Source organism: Armatimonadia bacterium (assembly GCA_039679385.1).
Lineage (GTDB): Bacteria > Armatimonadota > Zipacnadia > Zipacnadales > JABUFB01 > JAJFTQ01.
In genome coordinates, this window is record JBDKVB010000074.1 from 33,638 (window position 1) to 55,707 (window position 22,070).

General features: G+C 65.1%; 17 protein-coding genes. 7 read left to right on the forward strand and 10 right to left on the reverse strand.

What is annotated here, in order from left to right:
- Positions 1-21 precede the first annotated feature (21 nt).
- A complete protein-coding gene (locus tag ABFE16_08850; protein ID MEN6345403.1) occupies positions 22-813 on the forward strand; it encodes an amidohydrolase family protein in 792 nt (263 codons plus the stop codon).
- A gap of 2 nt (positions 814-815) precedes the next feature.
- Here ABFE16_08850 and yfcE read toward each other — a convergent pair whose 3' ends face one another.
- From yfcE to ABFE16_08895, 9 genes are all read right to left on the reverse strand, one after another.
- Positions 816-1,370, reverse strand: a complete 555-nt coding sequence (yfcE, locus tag ABFE16_08855; protein ID MEN6345404.1) for a phosphodiesterase — start codon at positions 1,368-1,370, stop codon at positions 816-818.
- Between the two features lie 32 nt (positions 1,371-1,402).
- Positions 1,403-3,415: a prolyl oligopeptidase family serine peptidase gene (locus ABFE16_08860; protein MEN6345405.1), complete on the reverse strand. Its 2,013-nt coding sequence runs from the start codon at positions 3,413-3,415 to the stop codon at positions 1,403-1,405.
- A gap of 2 nt (positions 3,416-3,417) precedes the next feature.
- Positions 3,418-5,112 carry a hypothetical protein gene (locus ABFE16_08865; protein ID MEN6345406.1) on the reverse strand — a complete coding sequence of 565 codons (1,695 nt, stop codon included), beginning with the start codon at positions 5,110-5,112 and terminating at the stop codon, positions 3,418-3,420.
- 278 nt (positions 5,113-5,390) lie between these two features.
- The gene (locus ABFE16_08870; protein ID MEN6345407.1) at positions 5,391-5,705 is read right to left on the reverse strand and encodes a hypothetical protein; all 315 of its coding nucleotides are present in this window, start codon (positions 5,703-5,705) and stop codon (positions 5,391-5,393) included.
- 526 nt (positions 5,706-6,231) lie between these two features.
- Entirely contained in the window at positions 6,232-7,146 is a 915-nt protein-coding gene (locus ABFE16_08875) for a diacylglycerol kinase family protein (protein MEN6345408.1), read from the reverse strand.
- Positions 7,143-7,607: a hypothetical protein gene (locus ABFE16_08880; GenBank protein MEN6345409.1), complete on the reverse strand. Its 465-nt coding sequence runs from the start codon at positions 7,605-7,607 to the stop codon at positions 7,143-7,145. The genes ABFE16_08875 and ABFE16_08880 overlap by 4 nt, the downstream gene beginning before the upstream one ends.
- 29 nt (positions 7,608-7,636) lie before the next feature.
- Positions 7,637-11,392: a hypothetical protein gene (locus tag ABFE16_08885; protein ID MEN6345410.1), complete on the reverse strand. Its 3,756-nt coding sequence runs from the start codon at positions 11,390-11,392 to the stop codon at positions 7,637-7,639.
- Positions 11,393-11,485: 93 nt separating this feature from the next.
- Positions 11,486-13,417, reverse strand: a complete 1,932-nt coding sequence (locus tag ABFE16_08890) for a hypothetical protein (protein ID MEN6345411.1) — start codon at positions 13,415-13,417, stop codon at positions 11,486-11,488.
- Positions 13,414-15,702 carry a VIT domain-containing protein gene (locus ABFE16_08895; protein MEN6345412.1) on the reverse strand — a complete coding sequence of 763 codons (2,289 nt, stop codon included), beginning with the start codon at positions 15,700-15,702 and terminating at the stop codon, positions 13,414-13,416. The genes ABFE16_08890 and ABFE16_08895 overlap by 4 nt, the downstream gene beginning before the upstream one ends.
- Before the next feature lie 193 nt (positions 15,703-15,895).
- Between ABFE16_08895 and ABFE16_08900 the strand changes: the two genes are divergently transcribed.
- Entirely contained in the window at positions 15,896-16,993 is a 1,098-nt protein-coding gene (locus ABFE16_08900) for an alpha/beta hydrolase family protein (GenBank protein MEN6345413.1), read from the forward strand.
- Positions 16,994-17,204: 211 nt separating this feature from the next.
- Here the strand turns inward: ABFE16_08900 and ABFE16_08905 are convergent, their stop codons facing one another.
- Complete coding sequence (locus ABFE16_08905; protein ID MEN6345414.1) at positions 17,205-18,362, reverse strand: uroporphyrinogen decarboxylase family protein; 1,158 nt, start codon at positions 18,360-18,362, stop codon at positions 17,205-17,207.
- Positions 18,363-18,529: 167 nt separating this feature from the next.
- Between ABFE16_08905 and ABFE16_08910 the strand changes: the two genes are divergently transcribed.
- The 5 genes from ABFE16_08910 (at position 18,530) to ABFE16_08930 (ending at position 21,992) form a co-directional block, all read left to right on the forward strand.
- The gene (locus tag ABFE16_08910; protein MEN6345415.1) at positions 18,530-18,685 is read left to right on the forward strand and encodes a hypothetical protein; all 156 of its coding nucleotides are present in this window, start codon (positions 18,530-18,532) and stop codon (positions 18,683-18,685) included.
- Positions 18,686-18,709: 24 nt separating this feature from the next.
- On the forward strand, positions 18,710-19,765 hold the full coding sequence (locus ABFE16_08915; protein MEN6345416.1) for a hypothetical protein: 1,056 nt from the start codon (positions 18,710-18,712) through the stop codon (positions 19,763-19,765).
- Positions 19,766-19,985: 220 nt separating this feature from the next.
- On the forward strand, positions 19,986-20,141 hold the full coding sequence (locus ABFE16_08920) for a hypothetical protein (protein ID MEN6345417.1): 156 nt from the start codon (positions 19,986-19,988) through the stop codon (positions 20,139-20,141).
- Between the two features lie 24 nt (positions 20,142-20,165).
- Positions 20,166-21,224, forward strand: coding sequence for a hypothetical protein (locus tag ABFE16_08925; protein MEN6345418.1), 1,059 nt, complete (start codon positions 20,166-20,168; stop codon positions 21,222-21,224).
- A gap of 99 nt (positions 21,225-21,323) precedes the next feature.
- A complete protein-coding gene (locus ABFE16_08930; GenBank protein ID MEN6345419.1) occupies positions 21,324-21,992 on the forward strand; it encodes a Crp/Fnr family transcriptional regulator in 669 nt (222 codons plus the stop codon).
- Positions 21,993-22,070: the final 78 nt, after the last annotated feature.

Below are 22,070 nucleotides of genomic sequence, written 5' to 3' on the forward strand. Positions count from 1 at the left end.
CCGGGGGAACGCTGAAGTGCCATGATCTTTGACTGCCACACCCATATCTTCCCGGAGGGTCTGGTCGACCGTGCCATGGTGTCGCTGAGCGCCGGGTACGGTGTCGAACCCGTCGGTCGAGCAACGGCCGACGGGTTGCTTGCCCATATGGATGCCTGCGGGGTCGACAAGGCCCTGGCGGTATCCGTTGCCACCAAGCCATCGCAGGTGCAGTCCATCAACGACTGGCTGCTGAGTCTGGGCCAGGAGCGGCTGGTGCCCTTCGGGGCAATGCATCCCTACTACGAGGACATGGAGACGGAGATCCAGCGGCTCCTCGACGCCGGCGTGAAGGGCATCAAGCTACAGCCGTACTTCCAGGGCTACCGACTGGACGACCCGCGGACGCTGGCGATGTTCGAGTGCATCGGCGACCGGCTGATCGTGTTGCTGCACGGCGGCAACGAGATCATCCCGCTTCCCGAAGTGCAACCCACGCCGGAACGCGTGCGGAACCTCCACCGGCGCTTTCCGCAGGTGCGTCTCATAGTTGCACATCTCGGGGCCTCGGGGCTGTGGGACGACGTGGAGAAGTACCTCGTGGGTGAGGACCTGGTGTTCGATGCCTCCTACGTCTTCGACATCTGCAGCGATGAGCAGGTCGGGCGGATCATCAGGAACCACGGGCCTGAGAGGATCCTCTGGGGCAGCGACTTCCCCTGGCAGCCGCAGTCACAGGGCATAGCCGGGGTCAACCGCCTGCCCTTCACGGAGGAGCAGAAGCAGGGGATTCTGAGCGGCAACCTGTTGCGGTTGCTGGGGATGAAGAGCTAGCCCTACACGCTCAACCGTTCGCCCGTTCCGAGGTCAAGCAGATACACGTCGTCCCCCTCGATCACGCCGCAGGTGGGACGACGTTTGCTTTCCTCGCTGCTGAGAGGATAGGTGACCGTGCCCGGGTTGATGTGGGTGCAGGTGCCCAGAGGGCGGATCGTCGGCACATGCGTGTGGCCGGTGAGCAGGTACTGAACGCCCCAGCGGAGGCACAGCGCTTCGAGGTCGTCGGGGCTGAAGAGGTGGCCATGGGTGGCGAGGATGCGGACGCCCTCCACCTGCGCGAAGACGTAGGGCTGCTGGATGGGCACCTGCAGGACCAACTGATCGACCTCGGAGTCTGCATTGCCTCGTGCAATCAGCAGAGGCTGCGGGACCGCGTTGATCGCCTCGGCCAGGGCCTTCGGATCGTAGGCCTCCACCGGCTTGAACTTTGGGCCGTGATAGAGCAGATCGCCGCAGTGGAAGATGACGTCGGCGTCGTGAAGGGCCAGCTCCCAGGCCCGCTCCCAGCCCTGCAGATTCCCGTGCGTATCGCTGATAAGGCCCAGCTTCACGATGTGTGCCTCCCTCGCGCAAAGGCGGACGGCTACCGGGGATCGCGCACCCAGGTCGAGGCCGTGTTCAGTTGCCAGTCCATCCCGAAGTAGCCCGCGACCTCATGCTCGTTCGTGTCGTCGTAGTTGAAGCGGTGGCAGTTGAAGATCAGGAAGTCGGGGACCAAATCGTGCTTGTGGTTGATCCCGCACTTCTCCCCGTACAGTCGGCCCGCGTAGATGACCACGTAGCGCTCAGGGTTCAAGGGGTTCGGGTAGCACATCACGAGCCCCAGATCGTCGCCCTTGTAGGTGCCCCCGGCCACGGTGTATTCCTGCTCACCAATCTTGATCGGCAGCTTCGGCTGGATCTGCTTGAGGATCGAGTTGCTGGCCGGTGTGCCGAACAGGACCAGATTCCGCGTCGCAAGGTCCTGCGGTGTGACGTCACGGTCGATCTTCAGCGGCGGGACCCCGTCGGCGAACTGATCCCACTCGTCACTCCACTTGCGAGCGTTGAGGGCATTCGCCTGGTTCTGCTCGTCGGTGCCGCTCGTGCCGACCACGAGGAGGAAGGCGGTGTTGAAGACGTCCTCGACGGGTCCGCACAGGCCCTTGCGCTTGTGTGGCGGGAAGTCCGCCGGGGTCTGCTCCACGCCGTCACAGCGGACGTACAGGTCCCAGTTCGCCGTCGCGCGGACGGTCTGCTTCTTGCCATTGACCACGGCCTCGAAGTCCTCGACGCGCTGCAGCGGCGACTGATCGACCTTGAGGTCTACCAGCCGCACGTTGGTGGTCTTCAGCGTGAACCCGCTACCATCCGCGTTCACCTGGCAGTCGACCGTGGCAGCCTTGGCGGGCTCAATCAGATCGACCACGCGCACCCAGAAGGCCGTGTCGTAGTTGAGGCTATAGGTCTTGTAGGTGACTCGGCGCGGCGGAGTCTCGGGCAGGCTGAAGTCCTTGGTCCAGGTCCAGGCATTGCGGAAGCAGGGCAGGTCCCAGTAGATGTAGTGGTTCTGGCCCTTGAACTCATACAGCTTCATCGGGATTCCGAGCTTGGCGGCGGCGCTGACCATAGTGCGGGACTGCTCGACGGGAATCAGCGAGTCCTGCTCGCCGTGCTGCACGAACATGGGCTGGTTGCGGGCGTTCATCACCAGGTCGATGGGGTTGTCCCACTCGACCAGAACGCGGCGGAAGGGGGCCAGGTCGTCGCGACTCGTCGGCCAGTTGGGGAGCGCTCGCGGCCACCAGGCGTGCATGTCGGTCTGGCCGGAGATGGGCGTCGTCGCCGCGTACATCCCCGGGTGGCGCAGGGCCATGTTCCACGCACCCATGCCTCCCATCGACACGCCGCTCATGTACACACGGGAGGGGTCGATCTTGTAGAGCGCCTTCACCTCTTCGGTCGAGGCCAGGACATCGACCTCGCCGACGCCCTGGAAGTCGGTGTTGCGGCGACCGTAGGGAAGAAGAAGGATGCAGCCGTTGTCCTCGGCCAACTGACACACGGCCTCGCTCAGGAGCCAGGGATCGAGCATGGAAGTCGTCGGCACATACCCGTGGAGGAAGACGATCAGGGGCCACTTCTTCGCCGGGTCGTAGTTGGCGGGAAGGTGCAGGTAGTAGGGCTGCACGGTGGAGTCGTTGGCGGTGATGTAGGCCAACTCGCTGAGCATGCCGGGTTCGGCCTGATAGGTCTGCCCTCGGCGCAGACGGCTCAGAGCTTCAAGGCCCTTCTGGACGAAGGTCTCCACCGAGTTGTCGGTGACGTACCAGGTTCGAGCGGCGGCCATCCGGGCTTTCTTGAGCTGCAGCAGGGCAAAGGGGTAGTTGGTCCGGTATGCCGGGCTGTTGTGGTCGACGGAGCTCCCGTCGACCGCGATCACGGCATTCTGCAGTTCCTGGATCCGAGCCGCTTGCGTGCCGTTGCCCACTTGCTGAGGCCAGGCAGCGGCAGCGAAGGTCAGCATCAAGAGGCCGGTCAGGGGGAGAAGAGGCCTCCCCGAAGCAAGTGACGTAAGGGCCCAGATCTTAGCGACCCGGCGACGCCAAGACTGCATGCTCATTCTCCCGTGAAGCCAAGGACGAGGGGCTCCGAGGTGATCTGATAGTAGTCCTTGAGGTTGGACACCGTCGGCACCAGGTAGTTGTCACGCGGGAAGCGGTTGACCTTCTTGGCGTACCGGTCGGCGTCCTCGGGTGTTACCTGCCACCAGCTTGAGCCGTGCCCGTAGATCCAGCAGAAGCCGTCGGAGAAGGTCCGCAGCGCCGCCAGTTGGGTGCGGAATTGGTCGACGGGATAGCGTGCGCTCTTGTCGGCGAAGGGACCGACGAGGGTGTCTCCGAAACGGTCGGGTTTGCCGGAGTAGCCTCGCAGCTTGCCGTCGGGACCGGTGACGGCGCGATAGTACCCCAGCGGCCAGGCACCGAGAGCGACCTTGCCACGCTGCTTCCAGATGGTAGCGGCCTCGCCGTCGAGGTTGTACGCCATCATGGCGCGCACATGCTCGGCATGATCGCGAATCTGCTCGGGATTACGCAGGTCGAAGGTGCCCTCGCACAGGAGATACACGTCGCCCTCACCGCCACCGAGAGCATAGCCCTCAATGAGCCCGGCGAAGAGCTGGGACCATAGCGGGCCGTAGTAGAGGACGCCCTCGGGCATGACGGCCAGTTGCAGGCGGGGATGGGCCTCGGCGATCGCCCGGCCCACATCGCGCCAACGTCCCCGGAAGCGCTGAGCGAACTCATCGCGAGTGTGCTTGCCGGCGGCATAGCCGGACCAGGAGTAACTGAACTCATCGGCGGCGTACTTGGTGTCGATGGCCATGAGCGTCACGCCGACACCCCGAGCGAAACGGGCTCCCTGGCGGAAGTTCTCACGCAGGAGGCTGTAGAACTCCTCGTCATAGGGATCGGGCAGCGGGGAGTACAGTCCGACCTGTATCCCGGAGGCGGGAAGGCCGCCATCGCGACACTCGCGGAGGCTGTTTTGCATCTCCAGGAAGAACTGGTCGTCGCCGCCGCGGCTCTCGGGCTTGGCATCCTGAGCCCAGATGTCCGTCTTCCAGTCGTGCATGACATAGGAGAGGAAGAAGCCGGTGAATCCGCGCTTGGCCCAGTCGGCAGGATGCTCGCGCAGGTAGTTGACGTTCGCCGAGGCGTAGAGGAGCCCGGGACGCTGATCCTGCGGCCGGGCATCGGGCATCAGGCTTATGGTCACCGGCGGGAGGGCCTTGAGCTCAAGGTCATCGAGCCACAGCACGCCGGGGCGGCCGCTGAAGTTCTGGAGGTTGATCTCGCCCTGGGCAAAGGGACGCTCGAGGGTGAAACGGTAGATGATCTCGGTCCAGTCCTCGCCGACAAGGCGTGCCGGGCCGTAGTGGTCGGCCAGGTAGGCTCGCACCAGGGCCTGGGTGCCCTTCTGGGCACGGGCGTAGAAGCGCAGTTGGTAGCGCTGAGCGGGAAGCGGAAGCTTGATGAAGACGCCGGGACGAGCCTGGTCGTCCTGGGCCTCGGTGCGGAGGCAGACGCCGCCGAGATGGGCGACGGAATCGTCACGGGACACAGAGCTCTTCGAGGCGGCCGGACCCCAGTTTGCGACCTGCCATCCCGTGGCAGGGACGCCCTCGGCTGTCTCCTCGAAGCTCGGATTGGGAAGGGGTGGGAACTCGATCTGTGCAAGGGCAGTGTCCATAGCGGCGGCCAGAAGGAACGCCATGGCCGCGATAGTTGGTACGCCGAACCGCACGTGCATGGTCAAGAGCCTCGTCTCTGGAACGCGTTCTATCGCAGTGGTGAACTCACACTGGGGTCACCCCACGGCACGTCAAGGGGCATTATACAACCTTTGCGAGGCGAGTTGTGTGTTCCAAGGGGAAGAGCGCAGGGAAAAGGAGAGGCCCGGAGAGAGCACTCACCGGGCCTAGGGGCAACGCGTTATTAGTTCGGGTCGGGACCCGGACGTGAGATGACGGGCGATAGAGATGGATGATGGAGGGGCCAGTCTCGGCCCCGGCGCCGTCAACTGTGACCTTAGGCGCTCTTCTTGGCAGCCGGCTTCTTCGCAGCGGCGGCCTTCGGTGCAGCGGCTTTCTTCGCCGGAGCCGCGGCCTTCTTCGCGGGAGCTGCAGCCTTGGCGGCGGCTACGGGCTTCTTGGCCGGTGCTGCGGCTTTCTTGGCGGGCGCTGCTGCCTTGGCGGCGACTTCCTTCTTGGCAGGAGCGGCCTTGGGTGCTGCGACCTTCTTGGCGGGAGCCGCGGCCTTCGCGGCAGCCACGGGCTTCTTGGCCGGTGCCGCAGCCTTCGTTGCTGTAGCCTTCTTGGCGGTCGCCGTCTTCTTCTCGGCCATCAACCGTCACCTCCGGACCAACACAGCAAGCGGATACAGAGCGACAAGCCCTGATTTGGGGCAGTTTAGACGGACCTCTCCAAGGAGTCAATATGCTGTAAAGAAAAAGGGTGGATTCTTGCACTTCCCTGCACTGAATCCTCTTTTGGAGCCTCTACACACGCGAAGACGCCCGACGGAACTCCGTCGGGCGTCTTCGAACGGCGCTGTAAGACTGCTTGCCCAGGAAGGCAGGAGACACTTTTCCTTCTGAGCTTTTCTCGCCTCAGATCCAGGCCCGGGAGCAGTCGCTCACTCTCACGTTACTTTTTCTTGGACCCGCAACCGCACCCTGACTTCTTGGTCTCCTCTTTCTTCTCTTCCTTCTTGGCACAGCAGCCTTTACTCTCTGGCATGGCTACCTACCACCTCCTGTCAACGTGTCGCGGTTGAGATTGGGGCTAGAGCCCCACGCGATTACAATCTATCAGACGCAGTGCACGCTGTCAAGGTTCTCGTTTGTATAATCTGGTTACTGATTTTCGCCTCATGACCTCACCGGCTCGGCGCTCGATCGCCGTGGACCGAGGAGCTTGATCGCCGCAGGCATCAACTCACAACGCACGGGGCTGAGGCCACCGACCTCACCCTCAACCTGCCAAGGCACCGGCGGCTCTGTGCGCAGTTCCAGCCTCCTGCCACGCAGGACCTGCATGTGTGGCTGCTGCTCCGCGGATCTCCCGCGAGCAAAGATCTCGGCGGAGACCCGCAGGAGCTGATCGCGGCGGCACCCGTGGAGGAGGATGAAGTCCAGGAGGCCGTCATCGGGCTGTGCTTGAGGAGTGAAGCTCACCCGCCAGGTGTACTGAGAGCTGTTGCACACAAAGAGGGCCCACAGGCAACCCTCCAACTCCTGCCCGTCGAGGGTTGCCCAGAAGCGCCAGGGACGCTGGCTGAAGACGGTCTGCAGGAACTGGCCCACGAAGGCCTGGCCGCCGAGCAAGCGCTTCCAGACCCTCCCGACCTGCGAGGCTACCTGCGCATCGAGGCCGACACCGGCCATGTTCGCGAAGTGGCGGTCATTGAACCGACCCACGTCGAGGGGCCGTAGATTGCCCTGCTGGATCAGGCCACACGCGGCCTTCAGGTCGCCAGGTTCCAGTCCGAGGTAGTGGCCGAGAGCATTGCCGGTGCCGAGAGGGATGACGCCGAGCGCAACCGAGGTGCCCAGCAACCCGTTGACCACCTCGTTGACGCTGCCGTCTCCGCCGGCCACGATCACTGCCGGACGACCTTGCTGCACGGCCTCTCGGGTCAGCTCGGTCGCATGGCCGGGATGCGTGGTGACCAGAAGGTCGCAGGGCACCCCGTGCATCTCCAGACACCGCACGAGACGGGGGACCAGATCAGGCTCCGTCTCCACCAGCCGGGCACGCGGATTGACCAGCAGCAGGGGGTTCATGGGGCACCTTCGCAGCATCTCCACAAGGGCGCTTCGGGCCTGTTGAACTCGGTGAGTGCCAGGACCTGACGGGTCTGCAGGTCCACGAGGGCAACGAAGGAGCTCCCTCGGCGCAGGGGAGCGGGCTCACGGCTGCAAAACCTCAGCTCGAGGGCATCCTCCGCCGCACCGAAGGGGGTGTAGCGCAGTTGCCAGGCGGTGACGAGCGAGGAGCCCTGGACAGTCTCGTTGCGCAGGTCGAGGATGCGTCCGCCGCAGGTGGCGAAGCGCTCCTGGCAGTGCGGACAGCGCACCCAGTCAGGGAAGGTCAGGAACATCTCGACGAACTTCCCGTCGCAGTCGAGACGAGGACAGCGACCCAGGTAGGCCGGTCTCGGATCGGCCCGGTGAGTCGGAGGCGACGAAGAGTCGCTGTCCTCATACTGGATGGGAGGGAAGGGACGTCGCCGCCACAGTCTCATCGCTTCCACCCCTCTTGCAGCATCAGGCTCTACTGAACCTCCACCCGCACCTGTACCTGCTCCCCGAACAGTATCTCAGGAGACCACACACCCATCTGGAAGACGAGGTCCATGCTCTCCTGCAGCTCGCAGACCTGGAAGTCCTGGAGGCGGACCGTGCCGAGAGGCTGCACATCGCGAGGCAGCGGTGTGAAGGCCTCGCCGCAGGTCACGATGACCTGACCATGTCCCTGGGCGGCCAGCCATTTCGCATCGCCCAGATTGCCGATGATCGCACGGACCATGACCGGCGCGCCCCGGCGGAGCTTGATCACGCTGCCCTTGGTCACCGTCTGGTAGCGGCCCTGGGCGTCCTGGATCTGGAGCTGGTCGAACTCAGCGTTGAGGTACTTGTGCGGGTTGCCGCGAAGGCGGTACGGGACATTGCCCACGGCGATCAGCGGAGCGGTTGCCGAGTCGAGGCCATAGCCGTCGGTGCGCAACCCCGGGGCCTTGCCGGCGTTGATCAAGCGGGTGTAGCGCTGGGCAACCGACTCGTACATCCCCGCGACACCGCGCACACTGGCGTCGCGGTCGACGGTCAGCCACTCATCGACCGGCTGCGAAGGTCTCGGTGAGGTCATGCGGATTGCCTGGTCGTGGATCACGCGACTGACCGGGCGCCAGCTCCCGTCGCCGTTGATGACCCCATAGTCGCTGCGCTCCCCGACGCGGTAGCCTCCCGGATACCACCAGCAGACAGTGCCGTCGGCGTCGGACTCGCGGGCCATGCGGTAGAAGAGACGGTAGTGGTCGGCGGTCGCCTCCTGGGCTTGCGGGGAGGCATCGAGGGCATCGGGACCATAGGGTGCGAGGCCGAACTCGGCCCACATCACAGGTCGGCCCGGTGCCACGCAGCGCGCATAGTCGACGGTGAAGCGACCACGCTGCACGTTCTCCCAGGCACCGTGACGACCGTAGGCTTCGGGCTCCATGATATCGCAACTCCGGGCGAGGCCCCGGAAGTCATAGCCGCAGGAAGTCGGCGACGCCGTCGGATCACCGGCGAGGGTCATGCGGAAACTGGTGAAGTGATTCGGGTCGATGCTCTTCACCAGACCGTTGGCGATGCTGTGGTACTTGGATAGCAGGTCATCGAGGAAGCGCCGGTAGGCGCAGACCATGACTCGGTGCTTGCCCTCTTTGGTCAACTGCTCGTCGGAGGGACCGGTCACCTTGCCCTCTGCCCGTGGCACCGGCATGCCCCAGTCGGCCTCGGCGCTTGCAAGGCTCCCGTACTGCCGGAGGATCCAGGTTTCCCATTCGCCATCCCAGCGGACGCGTTTTGCGTAGTTGCCGAACATGGGCTCCCAGCCAAGATCGTAGGCGAAGACCGTGTCGTTCTGCGCCAGCCGGTAGGTCTGGAGGAGCGCCTTCATCTCGTCCCAGCGGAAGTCGAGGGGCGTGCCCGGTCGCAGGGAGAGGTTGACCATCAGGTTGTGGCGTCGGCAGCGCTCGAGGATGTCCAGCAGGTTGCGGCTCTCCAGGGAGCGGTAGTAGCAGAAGATGCTGACGCAGTTGAAGCCCATCGCCTCGACGCGGCGCAGGTCGCGCTCGATGATGACCGGATCGTAGGGCTGACTGCCCATCCAGTACTCGAAGTACTCGCCGTCCTCCGTGCCGATGCCGCTGGAGGGCATGTAGTTGACGCCATGCGCATACCAGGGCTTGCCCCGCAGGTTGAAGTGCCCGTTGCTGACCTGCATGAACTGGGGATCGCGTGAGGGCTCCCAGACCAGGAGCGGATGGCGGAGCATGTCGAGCAGGTTGCCGCCGGAATCGACCAGCGTGCAGAGGACCTCGTAGGTTCTCTTCGCGAACTGGCCGGGCTTCCAGGTGGTCTCCGCCTTGCCGTCCTTGAGCGCGACGGTCATCTCGAACTCGGTGCCGATGTCGGAGGTGACGAAGAACTTGACGGCAGCCGGCTTCGCCGTGGTCGCGGGAGAGGCTGAGCCTGTCGCCGCAAGGCGCGCTCCGAGCTTAACCGCCTCGCCCTGGAAGTAGGCGAAGTACTCGGCGCCGCCCTCGAAGAGGAAGACGTGGTCACGCATACGGACGGCGACCTGGGCCACGAGGTCGAGCAGGGCCTGGCTCTCGAAGCTGGAGGCCGGAAGTGCGAAGGAGGCGATCTGCGAGCCCGGTGCGCCACCGGCCTGGTTGAGGATCAGCGCAGCCGGAGTGCCGCAGACCTCGCCTTGCTTGTTGAAGGCCTCGAGCAGGGGCACGAAGCGCCACTTGCGGTCCTTGTTGTAGCCGGTGCCCTGCGGGCGAGGCTGCAGAGACATGAGGCCCTGCGGGACCGGGAACTCGGCGGGCGAGATCAGCCCCTGCTTGTCACTGACCCGCAGCGACGCGGCCTCGGTGACGCGATGGAACTTGTAGGCCGGTGCGAGACCGTCCATCGGCGGCATGTCGAGGGTCAACTTCGTCATCCCGTAGGGGTTGCGGGCGGTGCCGATCTGGTCTACCCAGAACTCATGCCGCCCATCGCCGAGTCGCGTGTGAGTCTTGGCGAGTCCCAGGGTGAGCTTCGCAGCGTTCGCAGGCTGGAAGCTGTCAGTGGAGCCACCCCGGCCCTTGCTCGTGCTGTCATGCCAGTACTCGAAGGCCTCGGGGGCAAGCGCGAAATACTGCCACTCGGTCGTGAGCGGGACGACGGCGATCCAGCGCGAGCCGTCCTTCTCGGTCCACTCCACGTCCAGTTGAGTCGTTGCCGGGCCACCCTTCGCCCAGAAGGTCGTGAGGGTCTGGCCCGCGGCGAAGGGCTGCGTCACAGCGGGGCTGACGAAAGTGTTCCAGCCGGTGAAGTTGGGCACGGTGCACTTCAGGGCATGGCCGGTGCCGTCGGCGCCACCGGCAGCGAACTCCCACTGGCCTGCGGGGCCGGGGCTGCCGGTGTGACTCCAGTCGGCGGGGTTTCCGCTTTCGAAGTCGAAGAGGACCTTCTCGGGTCTCACGGCGGCCAGTGCAGCCCTGAGGTCCTGGTCGGACATCCAGCGATCGCCGACACGCCGCACGACCTGCTGGAAGGCCGGTGTGCCAAGGGCAAGGAGGTTGCCGCCCTGGGCCGCGAAGTGACTGAGTGCAGGTCCGGCCTCGGCGGGGCAAGTCGCAGCGTTGGTCAGCACCAGGCAGGAGATATTGGCCGGAGTCAGGATGGCAGGATTGGCCATCTCAGCCATGGACAGGGCCACGGGCTCCATCCCGGCGGCCTTCATGCGCTCCGTGACACGCCCCACCAGCGCAGGGTCAAGACCCGGGACGTCGTCGTCGAGGATTGCGGGGACAGGGCCATGGGCAAGACGGTCCTTCATGCGGGCCATCCAGGCCTGGGCGGCCTGGCTCTGAGCAGCAAGGTCACTCGCCTGGGCCTCGGTCAGCACTGGGATTACCTCCCCGAACACTACGGGCGCGAGGGACTTGGTCCAGTCGTCGCCGTACCAGACGGCGAGGCTGATCTGATCGGCCACGGTCCGCAGCGGCACGGTGAAGGTCAGGGACTGCGTGCCCTTGCCGGAGACCTGTGGCGAGAAGGACTGGAGCACTACGGCCTTCGTGTCCTTCAGCTCGACGTGCATGGAGACCGTGCCGAACTTGGCCGGGACATCATACTGCACCGAGATCGCGAGGGGCTTGCCCTCCTCGAGAGCAGGCGGCAGGGCTCCCAGACGAGTGGTGATCTGGGCCGACGCGAGGCACGGGATGGTGAGCAGCAAAGCGCAGAAACCTGACAGCCGAACAGTCATCAGCAACCCTCCGAAGGTGTTTTCCTGACTCCTAAGGGTTCGCCGCCAGTCGGCCATGTCCTGCCCGAAGGCAGGTGAGGTTAGTGGGGAGCGTCAGTGCGGTCGGAGGTCCTGCAGGCGGGCCCGGCACAGACCGTTGTCGGTGCCGATCCAGAGGGCGTCACCGTCGCAGGTCAGGGCCAACACGTTGTCTGAGGGCAGGCCATCCGCGGCGCCGTAACTACGGCACTGCTTTCCGTCGGTCCAGGCCAGCCCGCCGGTGGTGCCGATCCACAGCTCGCGATCCGTGGCCAGGAGACAGACAACGTGCTCCGAAGGCAAGACGCCCGTCAGGCGTGTTGCGACGTAGCGGGTCGGAGACTGGGGCTTTGAGGTAGCGTCGCTCTTGCGGATCAGGCGGTAGAGACCACCGTCGAAGGTGCCGGCCCAGACCTCCTGCCCAAGGTGCTCGACGCAAGTGACCCAGGTGTCCTGCAGGCCGGTGCCCTGGCTGAACTCCTGCCAGGTGTTGGCCTTGCGATTCCACAGGAGCAGGCCCTGCTTCTGGGTCGCCAGCCAGACCTCGTCGCCCAGGAGGGTCACGTCGAGGACGAACTTGCCGTGGAGTTGAGGCTTGGGGGCGAAGACCTCCCACTTGCCCCCGGTGAAGAGGTAGAAGGCGGAGTAGGTGGCGGCGAAGAGGCGGTCGCCGTCGTTGCCGAGAGCGCTGGCCCAGTCGTGCGGCCAGTGGTCGATCTTCTTGTCGACCTGTCGCCAGCCGCCCTTGCTCTGGGTCGTCCAGACCTTGCCGCTGGAGGTGCGGAAGAGGGCGTGGGTGCCGTCGGTCGCGACGCTGCTGACCCAGTCATCGGGCAGCCCGGTCTCGCAGGTCATCTGTGTCCATTGGCCCGCATGGTAGACGCTGAGGCCCTGGGTGCTGGTGCCCGCGTAGAGACATCCGGTGCTTCGCGCGAAGGCGAGACTGGTGACGGCGTTGTCGGTGGGCTCGGAGAGGTCGCGACGATCCGCGGCACAGCGGCAAGCCTTCTGAGTCGGCAGCCACTCCCAGATCCCCTCTGTGGTCCCGAGAAGGAGCGTTCCCTTCCACTCGGTGAGAGCCGACAGGCCGAGGAGGCCATCCCCGAGCTGTGGCATGGCTCCCTGGTTGCGGGCTCGTGCACCGGTCTCACGAGGATAGCGGGCATCCCAGACGGGTGTCAGTCGGCCCTCTCGTAGCTGGAACAGGCCGTCGCCGTCGGTGCCTGCCCAGAGGCCGGTCTGGTCGGAGGCGACCGTGGCACCAAGGCTGAGGACGTGGATCGGCGTCCCGGCGGTCGTTGGGATCAGCGCCCACTCGCCGTGGGTCCAGCGGAACAGACCGGCGGCAGTTCCGGCGTACAACTCGCCCTGAACCTGCGTGAGGCAGAAGACGGTCTGGCTAAGCGGATCACGGGAGAGGACCTGGCGCAGCACTACAGACTTGCCGCCTGCTTCTGCGGAGCGGATCTGCCATACGCCGTCGAGGGTGGCAGCCCACACCGCGCCCTCGTGGAAGACCAGCGAGTGAACGAAGGCGATGCCGGGCAACTGCACCAGGGGAGTCGGAGCGGCGTCGTGCCACTGCTGCACGAGACCTAGCTCATGACCGGAGCAGAGGACGCCGTCGGCGGTCGTGCAAAGGCCGCTGGTGGGCTCTGCGGAGAGTTCGACTAGCTTGCCGGCAGCGTAGCGGTACAGCCCTGAGGACGAAGCGACCCAGGCTTCGTCGGCAGCACCGGGAACAGGCTGGATCGCTCCCACTGGTCGGCAAGGCAGGAGGACCTTGCGGGTGCCCTTGTCATCAAGGACAACCAGCCCGCCTTCGGTGCCCGCGAGCAACTCGGTGCCAAGGGGCTGCAGGCACGTCACCGAGCGCGTCGAGGGGAAGTAGTCGAAGCGGAGGTCGGCAGTTGCACTGAGGGCCGGCAGGAGGGCAAGCGTCCACAGAGCCCACCGGAAGGGAGTGGTCCGGCGGGCTCTGCGGAGGTCGCACTGCGATCGGGTCACCTAAGCTCCACCTCAACCTCGAGGGTGAGGCGGTTGTGGCCGCGGTCGAGGAGCACGACGGGGACCATCACACTGTCGCCCGCCGTGCCGGTGAGTCGGAAGGTGGTCTCCCAGCGACCCGTATCCGGATTCTGGCTCAGCTCCAGCCGCTCACCCGAGGGCAGCATCACCAGGGCACGGCTGGTGTCGTCGGTGGCCTGGAGGGACAGACGCACCTGCCAGCCATCACGGAGCCGAGTGACCTGACTGCTCCCACTGCCGCCGGGAGTCTCACGGTCGGCCTCGAAGCCGATCACCAGGCGCTGCTGAGTCCCGTCGCCGCGAGTGAGGATCAGGGTCACTTCGTACCTGCCATGCGGCACGAAGCTCGGGGTCACGAAGCGGCACTTCCAGTAGCCCGTGGCGGCGTCATGGACCAGGGGCATGGTGCGTCCCCAGGGGAAGACCGCCAGCACGCGCTTGGTGTCCGAGGGAGCCAGGACGCGGATCAGCGGATCGGCTCCTACAGGTGCAGCCGAGGGAGTGGCTGCTGCCAGTCTCTCGGCTTCCTCCTTCGGAAGCGCCAGGAAGGAAGTGTAGGGAGTGACGAAGAGGTACTGCTTGCTGAGGGCGATGACCTCGTCCTTGAGCTCCTGGTTCTCGCCCTTGAGGCGCATCGAGTCGACCGCCCAGTCAACGCGGGCTTTGGCCCACAGCCGGGGGATGAACCCGTTCTCGGTGCTCTCGGCCGGGAAGTCGGCGGGATAGACGAAGCGGCGAGGCTTGCCGTTGATCTGCCCGCTGAGGGCAAGGTCCTGGTGCCCGTTGTTGGTGTAGCGGCCTACAACGATCAGTTGCTTGCCCTTGAAGATGTCGGGCAGTTGATCGGGGTAGACCTGCCGGGTCTTGATGCTGCCGAAGTCGAGCTTGAGATCGACCAGAACGGGCTTGGCGACCTTGGAGTAGAAGCTGCTTACGGCGGCCTCGATGGACTCGCCGGCTCGGACGTGCTGCTCGGCCCCGTGGTTGTCGGTGGCGAGCTTGAGCAGCAGGTAGTCGTCCACGTCATCGCCGACGCCGAAGGTGAAGAGCCGGGCGTCTCGGTGGTTCGCGGCCTTCACGTTGCCGACGATCTTGCCGACTTCCTGCTCACCCGAGGTGGGTAGCCCGTCGGTCAGGAAGACGATGGTCTTCTGGTTCGTGTTGGGCTCGAACATCCCGAGCGCCTGGAGTAGCGCGGCGTTGATGTCCGTTGCGCCGGTGGCCTCCAGCGCACCGATCTGTTTGATGGCCGCATTCAGGTTGGTCTCGGTCGCAGGTAGGAGCTTGTCCGAGGCGCTTTCGATTGTGTCGGAGAAGGTGACGACGCCGAAGCGGTCGTTCTTGCCCAGGTTGCGGAGGCAGAACTTGAGCGCCTCACGGGCCTGCTGAATCTTCTCCCCCTCCATGGAACCCGACTTGTCGAAGACGAAGACGATGTCCTTCTTGACGATGTCTGCCTCGGTGGTCTGCTCTTGAGGCGCAACCATCAGCATGAAGTAGCCGTCTTTCGCGGGCTCGCGGTAAGTGAGGAAGGACACGCCGAAGTCTGAGGAGGCCAGTTCGTAGCGCAGCTCGAAGTCGGTCTTCGGTGTGAACCTGGACTTCTCGAAGGAGACGGAGGCACTGTGGGCTTCGGTCGCCGCGACGAGCTCGACGGAGGCCTCCGGGTAGGAAGGACACCAGACACGCTTGAGGGGCTTTTGGTCGCGCAGGTTCACGGTGATGGCGAACTGCCCGACTTTCTGCTCCGAGCCACCGGCGGTCAGCGGATAGCGGAAGTTGACGATGCCGGAGTCGTAGTCGCACACCTGCGAGTACTCGACGACGACCCGCAGGGGCTCCCTGGAGGACACCGGGAAGAGGTTAGCGCGGAACAGGTTGCGACCGGCGTACTCCAGCAAAGCCGGGTCGCGCTTGCGGGCGACGATCTGCTCGTAGACCTGCCGAGCCTCCTCCTTCTCGCGGATCTCGCCGACGATCTCCTTGCCCTTCACCCAGTAGGAGAATCGGGAGATCGTGGCCGACTCCTGCAGGGGCAGGAAGTAGACGCACTCCAGGTCCTCGCCGGTGTTGTTGATGAAGACCTGCTCGACCCGGACGCGGGCAATCTGATTGTTGAGGTCGACGGTGACGGCCTGCGTCCGACACTCCAGCGGCGGAAGGTCTCTGGCCTCCGGTGCGACACGGGGAACGAGCGCCTGTCCCCAGCCTGTACCTGCAAGCAGCGTGAGCCCCAACACCGCGCACAACGCCCCAGTACGCATGGCAATCGGCTCCTCCCGGCTTCACGTGGGTCTGGCTGGCCCCTATGCCCTGATATTGCACAGCCTACGCTTGCCTAGGACTCTACGGCGAGGCGGTTGTTCCCACCTTCTACACGGATCGTCCAAAGGAGGAGCCTGGGCTGCCGGCGGCTAACCAGATACGCATTCCTAACGACAAAGGGAGGCAGCCTTCGTGCCCTCATCGAGCAAACCTCGTGCCCGCTCGGCCTCGGTCAAGCGGAGCTTCGCACCCATGGACTATGTTCGCCAACTCTACGCAGATTACCCACCTTCGCTGGCCTGGAACTGCACCTCGGAAGCCGAGTGGAAGCAGTGGCGGCGGAAGCTGAAGACCAAAGTTGCTGACCTTCTCGGCGGGCTTGACGAGCCCCGGTGTGACCTCCAGCCCCAGGTCTCCAAGCGGACCCGGATGGGCGGCTATACCCGTGAGCGCGTCGTGTTCCAGAGTCGCGAGAACCTGAGCATCCCGGCCTGGGTGCTGATCCCTGAGGGGCAGGCGAGTCTCTCGGCGGCAGGGACACCGCAGCGACTTCCGGCGGTTATCTGCCTGCACGGACATGGCCCCGGAAAGGACGACATCGTCGGCATCAACGATGACGGCACCCAGCGGACCGAGTACGCGGGCTATCAACAGGACTTCGCGATTCAGGCGGTGCGGCACGGGTTCTTCGTGATCGCGCCGGACATGTTCGGCTTCGGTGAGAGGCGCGACCGGATCGAGCAGGCGCAAACCAAGGACACCTCGAGCTGCCGGCAGCCCAGCATGGCCGGGCTCCTGATGGGCCACACCGTGGCCGGGATCCGCGTGTATGACGTGATGCGCTGCGTGGACTACCTGCTGACGCGGCCGGAGGTGAACGAGAAGCGGATCGGGCTGATGGGGATCTCGGGCGGAGGTCAGGTGACAACCTTCGCGGCCGCCGTGGATGAGAGGATCTCGGCAGCGTTGATCAGCGGCTACCTGGCGTACTGGAAGGACTCGATCATCAGCATCCACCACTGCCCGGACAACTACGTGCCGAGCCTGCTGCAGTACGCCGAGATGCCCGACATCGCCTGCCTGATCGCCCCGCGACCGGTGTTCTTCGAGAACGGCACCCGGGACGACATCTTCCCGCTCAAGTCGGCACGGGCCGCCTTCCGGAGCGTCAAGTCAGCCTATGACGTGCTGGGAGTCGAGCACCGCTGCGGGATGGAAGTCTTCGAGGGCGAGCACAGCTTCTGGGGCAGGAAGGGCTTCGCCTTCCTGGAGCGCTGGCTGAAGGGGTAAGGCGCTGAAGAGCCGATGGTCCAGGGCTAAGGGCCTCACGACGCAGGGGCTCCGCCCCTACAACCCCGCTGGGGCCCAGGCCCCAGACCCCCTATCTCGTGCGGATTCCGGCCAGAAGCTGCGCTTCCGCGGCCGGAATCCGCACGCTCCGGGCCGGTACTGACCGCCTCAGTCTGCCGGCTTCCCTCTGCAGGACCCGTCAGTGTTCCCACTAGAGCGCGATCGGGTAGACGCCGTAGCGCTCACGGCACTGCTTCATCCTCTTCAGGTTCTCCGGCTTGCAGCCGACCGCGAGCGAATGGCTGGAGCCCAGGATGAACCCTCCGCCGGGCGCTGCCCACTTCATGCAGTAGCGAGCGTCCTCCTCGATGTCCTGCGGCGATCCCAGGACCAGGTGCTCGTGCCAGATGCCGCCCCAGAGCGTGAGCTTATCTCCGTAACGCTCCTTGAGCTGCTTCATGTCCATTCCGCCGCTGGCCTGGATGCCCTCGTACCCGTCATACCCCGCTCGGCAGACCGCGGGAAGCGCCTCCCAGACACAGCCGCAGCAATGCATCAGCACCGTCAGCCCGAGTCCATGGGCGCGCTTGATGTACTCGGCCCACCAGGGCTCCACGTTCTCCTCCAGGATGCTGGGCCTGGCGAAGAGGCTGGTGGAGCTGCCCAGGTCGTGGCAGGGCATGACCGAGTCCACGCCCTCCTCGGCATACCAGGGTAGCTGAGCCATGAGGCGCTTGGCGGTGAGCTCGGCGACCTTGGCATGCAACTCGGGGTGCAGCGCGAGGTTGAGGAACTGCTCCTCGTCCGTCGGGCCTACCACGGGGAAGCCCATGCCGCCGACGCAACTGTTGATCCAGTGCGTCTGCTTCTTGAGCTTCACCACATGGCGCAGGACCTCCCAGCAGGAGTCGTCGGGCTTCTGCGGCGGCTCAGACTCCAGCCGGTCGATCTGCCCCTGCAGCGACTCGACGGTGGGGAGCTGGTAGCCCTCCGTGTTCACCTTGTAGGGCATGAGGTCATGCGTCGTGGCCGAGATGCGGAACAGGTTGCCGTTCCCCGCCTCGAAGGTCTCCTGGTCGAGTTGCTTGAGGGCTGCGGGCTGATAGCCGGCACCCGCATTCTGGCCGACGGTGATGATGTCGAAGCCCAGGGCATCGGCGAGGTCGGGGAGGTCGCGTTTGTGGGACTCGACGATCTCGTCGCGACGGCCGTCCCAGTAGCCCTTCGTCTGCTTGAACTTCGCCTGGACCCAGGTCTCGCGGCCCAGGGTCATCTCGTAGATGTTGTAGTCGATCGAGTGCTCGCCCCAGGGGACGAGGTCCGGCTCCTGATGGCGCAGGGTCGTCTCAACGCGTTCGCGGGGTAGCAAGGGATTGGCCTCCTGATGGCGCCGGGATGTGGTCGGGAGACTTCGACTCCGGGCGCACGGGCTCCTGCTTGAATCTGACGGCGGTATCAGGAAGGATATGTCGCTGTAGGGGTCGAATATGTCGAAGTTCGTTCTCGCCGCAATATCCTGGTAGAAGGAGAGGGGCCATGAAGCGAGCCTTGCTCTGCACCGCCCTGTTGGCCGGCCTGCTGACAACGGCGGTCGCTGCTCCCCCGGGCTTCATCACTGACCTGGGTCAGGCCGAGGCCCAGGCAGCCTCGACCGGCAAGCTGATCTTCGCGTACTTCAACCTACCTGGGTGACCGTACAGCGCACAGGTAGAAGCCGTGTGCTTCTCCAAGCCTGCTTTCCGCGTCGTTTCCTCTGCCTATGTTCTGCTGGAACTGAACGAGGCCACCGCGTCTGAGACCATTGCAGACTACGAGGTCGACACTTTCCCGAACTTCGCCGTGCTCGATGCCGAAGGGGAGGTACTCCTCCCACCTAACTCAACGCTGACTCAGGTTGTCTGCTCCTCCCCGCCGGTCCAGACCGTATCGTCACTGCTCGGCTACCACTACCAGTCCTGTCTGGAAGGTGGTGGGACGCCCTGCAGGGCCGACATAATCCTCCAGCACCTGACCCTCCTCACCTCTACTGAGCAGTCGGCTGCGGCCGAGCAGTGGCTCCAGAAGAGCCTGACAAACCCAAAGGCCAAGCCGGAGGATGTGAGAGTGCTCAAGGTGTACAAGGCGCTCTCGCTGCGCCGTGCGGGGAAGAAGGCCGAGGCGCTGGCGCTGCTAAAGGAAGTCGAGCCGAAGCTGACCTTCCAGGAGCCGGAGGCCGAAGCGGTCGCTGAGACAACACCGAAGGGTTCCATGACGCCGCGGCAGGTGGAGCCCTTCGTGGTGAGTGACGGCAAGGTGACCCTCGGGCGGATCTCCAGCGACGCCGATCCGCAACTGACGTCGAAGGCGCTCACCTGGCTCAGCGCTCTCCCCGTCGGAGCGGGGATCCCGTCGCCCGAGGGCAAGGAGCCTGGAGAGCTGCTGACCGGAGCCGTCTCGCTCGCGGCGGTGCTCAACAAGCCGCTGGTCGCCGCACCGTGGCTTGCGGCCTACAAGACGGCACTGGGTGACAAGGCCTTCGAGGGCGCTACGTCGGCGATACTTGCCGATGGCCTGATCCTCCTGGCCGAGGGGAACCTGAAGGAGGGCGCTCGCCGGTTGATGGCCTTCGTGCAGACCGCACCGGAGGAGAGCTTCGCGCCGTGGGCCGGAGTGGTGGCCTACGAAGCGGCGAGGAAGGCCGGTGACCTGACCCTCTCCGAGACCTATGCCCGCCAGGTCTCCGACATCTACGGGTCGCGGCTCTCCGAGGACCTGAAGGTGCGTCTGGGCTAGCGGCGACACGACCACCACACGATCTCGCCGGGGGCAGAGCACCTCTTCCAACAGCCGGAAGGGGAGCGCTGTCCCCGTAGCGTTTCCGGAGGCCATCGCCGTGCGACACCTCGCCCTTCGGGAGGGGACAAGGACCAGCGTCGGCAGGAGGTGTCGGTCTGCAAGGAGAATAGGGAAGAGTTCGTTCTGGCGCTCACAACCTGGCAAAAGGAGGAGGCCCATGAAGCGAGTCCTGCTTTGCACCGCTCTGCTGGCCGGCCTGCTGACGACGGCCGCGGCAGCTCCCCCGGGCTTCATCACGGACCTGGGCCAAGCCGAGGCACGCGCAGCCTCGACCGGCAAGTTGATCTTTGTGTACTTCAACCTACCTGGGTGACCGGGCTGCACACAGGTAGAAGCCGTGAGCTTCTCCAAGCCTGCTTTCCGCGTCGCGTCGTCTGCTTTCGTTCTGCTTGAACTGGCCTACGGTAAGGCCAACAAGGACATCGCGCAGTGCGGTGTCCGCTCCTTCCCGAACTTTGCAGTGCTGGACGCCGAAGGGAAGGTCCGCATCCCGCCGAACTCGATGCTGACCGGGGTGGTCATGAACAAGCCGCCGGTCGAGACTGTGTCGGCGCTGCTGAGCTACCACTATCGCTCCTGTCTCGAGAGCGAAGGGACGCCGTGCAGGGCCGACGTGATCCTGCAGCACCTGGCCTTCCTCAGAGCCTACGGGGAGACGACAGCGGCCGACGAGTGGCTGCAAAAGAGCCTCGCAAACCCGAAGGCAAAGCCGGAAGACGTGAAGGTGCTGAAGGTGTACAAGGCCCTGGCGCTGCGCCGTGCGGGGAGCAAGACCGAGTCGCTGGCGCTGCTGAAGGAAGTCGAGCCACAGTTGTACTTCCAAGAGCCGGAGGCTGAAGTGGCCGTCGTCGGCACGACTCCCAATGATTCCATGACGGCACCGCAGGTGGACCCCTTCGTGGTGAGCGACGGGAAGATGACCTACGGGCGGGTTTCCAGCGATGCCGACGCGCTCTTGACGACCAGGGCGCTTGCCTGGCTCAGCGCTCTCCCGGTCGGTGAGGGCATACCCGGTCCCGAAGGCAAGGAGCCTGCGGAGCTGCTCACCGGGGCGGTCTCGCTCGCGGCCGTGCTGAACAAGCCGATGCTCGCTGAGCCCTGGCTCGCGGCCTACAAGACGGCGCGGGGTGAGAAGGCCTTCCAGGGAGCGATGTCCGGCGTCCTTGCCGATGGCCTGATCCTGTTGGCGCAGGGCAAGCTGACAGAAGGCGCTGCCCGCCTGATGGTCCTGATGCAGTATGCACCGGAGGAGAGCTTCACGCCCTGGGCCGGCGTGCTGGCCGTCGAAGCAGCGAGGAAGGCCGGCGACAAGACCGCTGCCGAGGGCTATGCCCGGCAGATCACCGACACCTACGGACCACGACTTGCCCAGGAACTGAAGACGCGTCTGGGCTAGGGCCGAAACAACTACCGCACGATTCGCCGGGGACAGAGCACCTCTTCCGTAACGCGGAACGGGAGCGCTGTCCCCGTCGTGTCTTCGAGGTCACCATCGATGAAGGCAAGGCTACCGGAAGCGCTGGCCCAGATCCCGTTGTTCGCCGATCTGACCGAGGTGCAACTGAAGGGGCTCACAGATTCGGCCGACGTGGTTGACTATCCGCGCGGGACGGAGCTGTTCTCGGCCGGGCAACCTGCGGAGAGTTTCCTGGTGGTGCTGGCGGGCGTGGTGAAGGTGTACCTTCTCTCGCCGGACGGGCGGGAGCATATCCTGCATCTGGCTGAAGCCGGGGGTCTGGTGGCTGAGGGAGCCGTGTTCGCCCAGCGGACCTACCCGGCCTCGGCGATGGCGACGGAAGACTGCGTGGTAGCCAGGTTCTACCGCGACCGACTCGTAGCGCTGCTGCGCGAAGACCCGGAGCTGTCACTCGCGATGATTGCCGGGCTGTCGCGGCGTCTGCGGGAGTTTGTGGCAACTATCGAGGACCTGTCGCTACGGGATGTCGCCGCACGGCTGGCACGGTATCTGGTCGAGAACTCTGTCGGCGGGTTCTGCAAGCTCCCGGGCACGAAGACGCAACTCGCCGCGCAACTGGGCACGGTGCTGGAGCCGCTGTCGCGGTCCTTCCGGCGACTGCGGGAGGACGGCCTCATCAAGGAACACAAGCAGGGCGTCGCGCTGTTGGACACCGACGGGTTGCGCGCCCTCTACGAGGGGTGGTAACCCACACGGCCGAGAGCACCCATGACACAGCCTTGACCTAAGTCAAAGACTGCCGGATCGACGGCGGCTATCATCGTG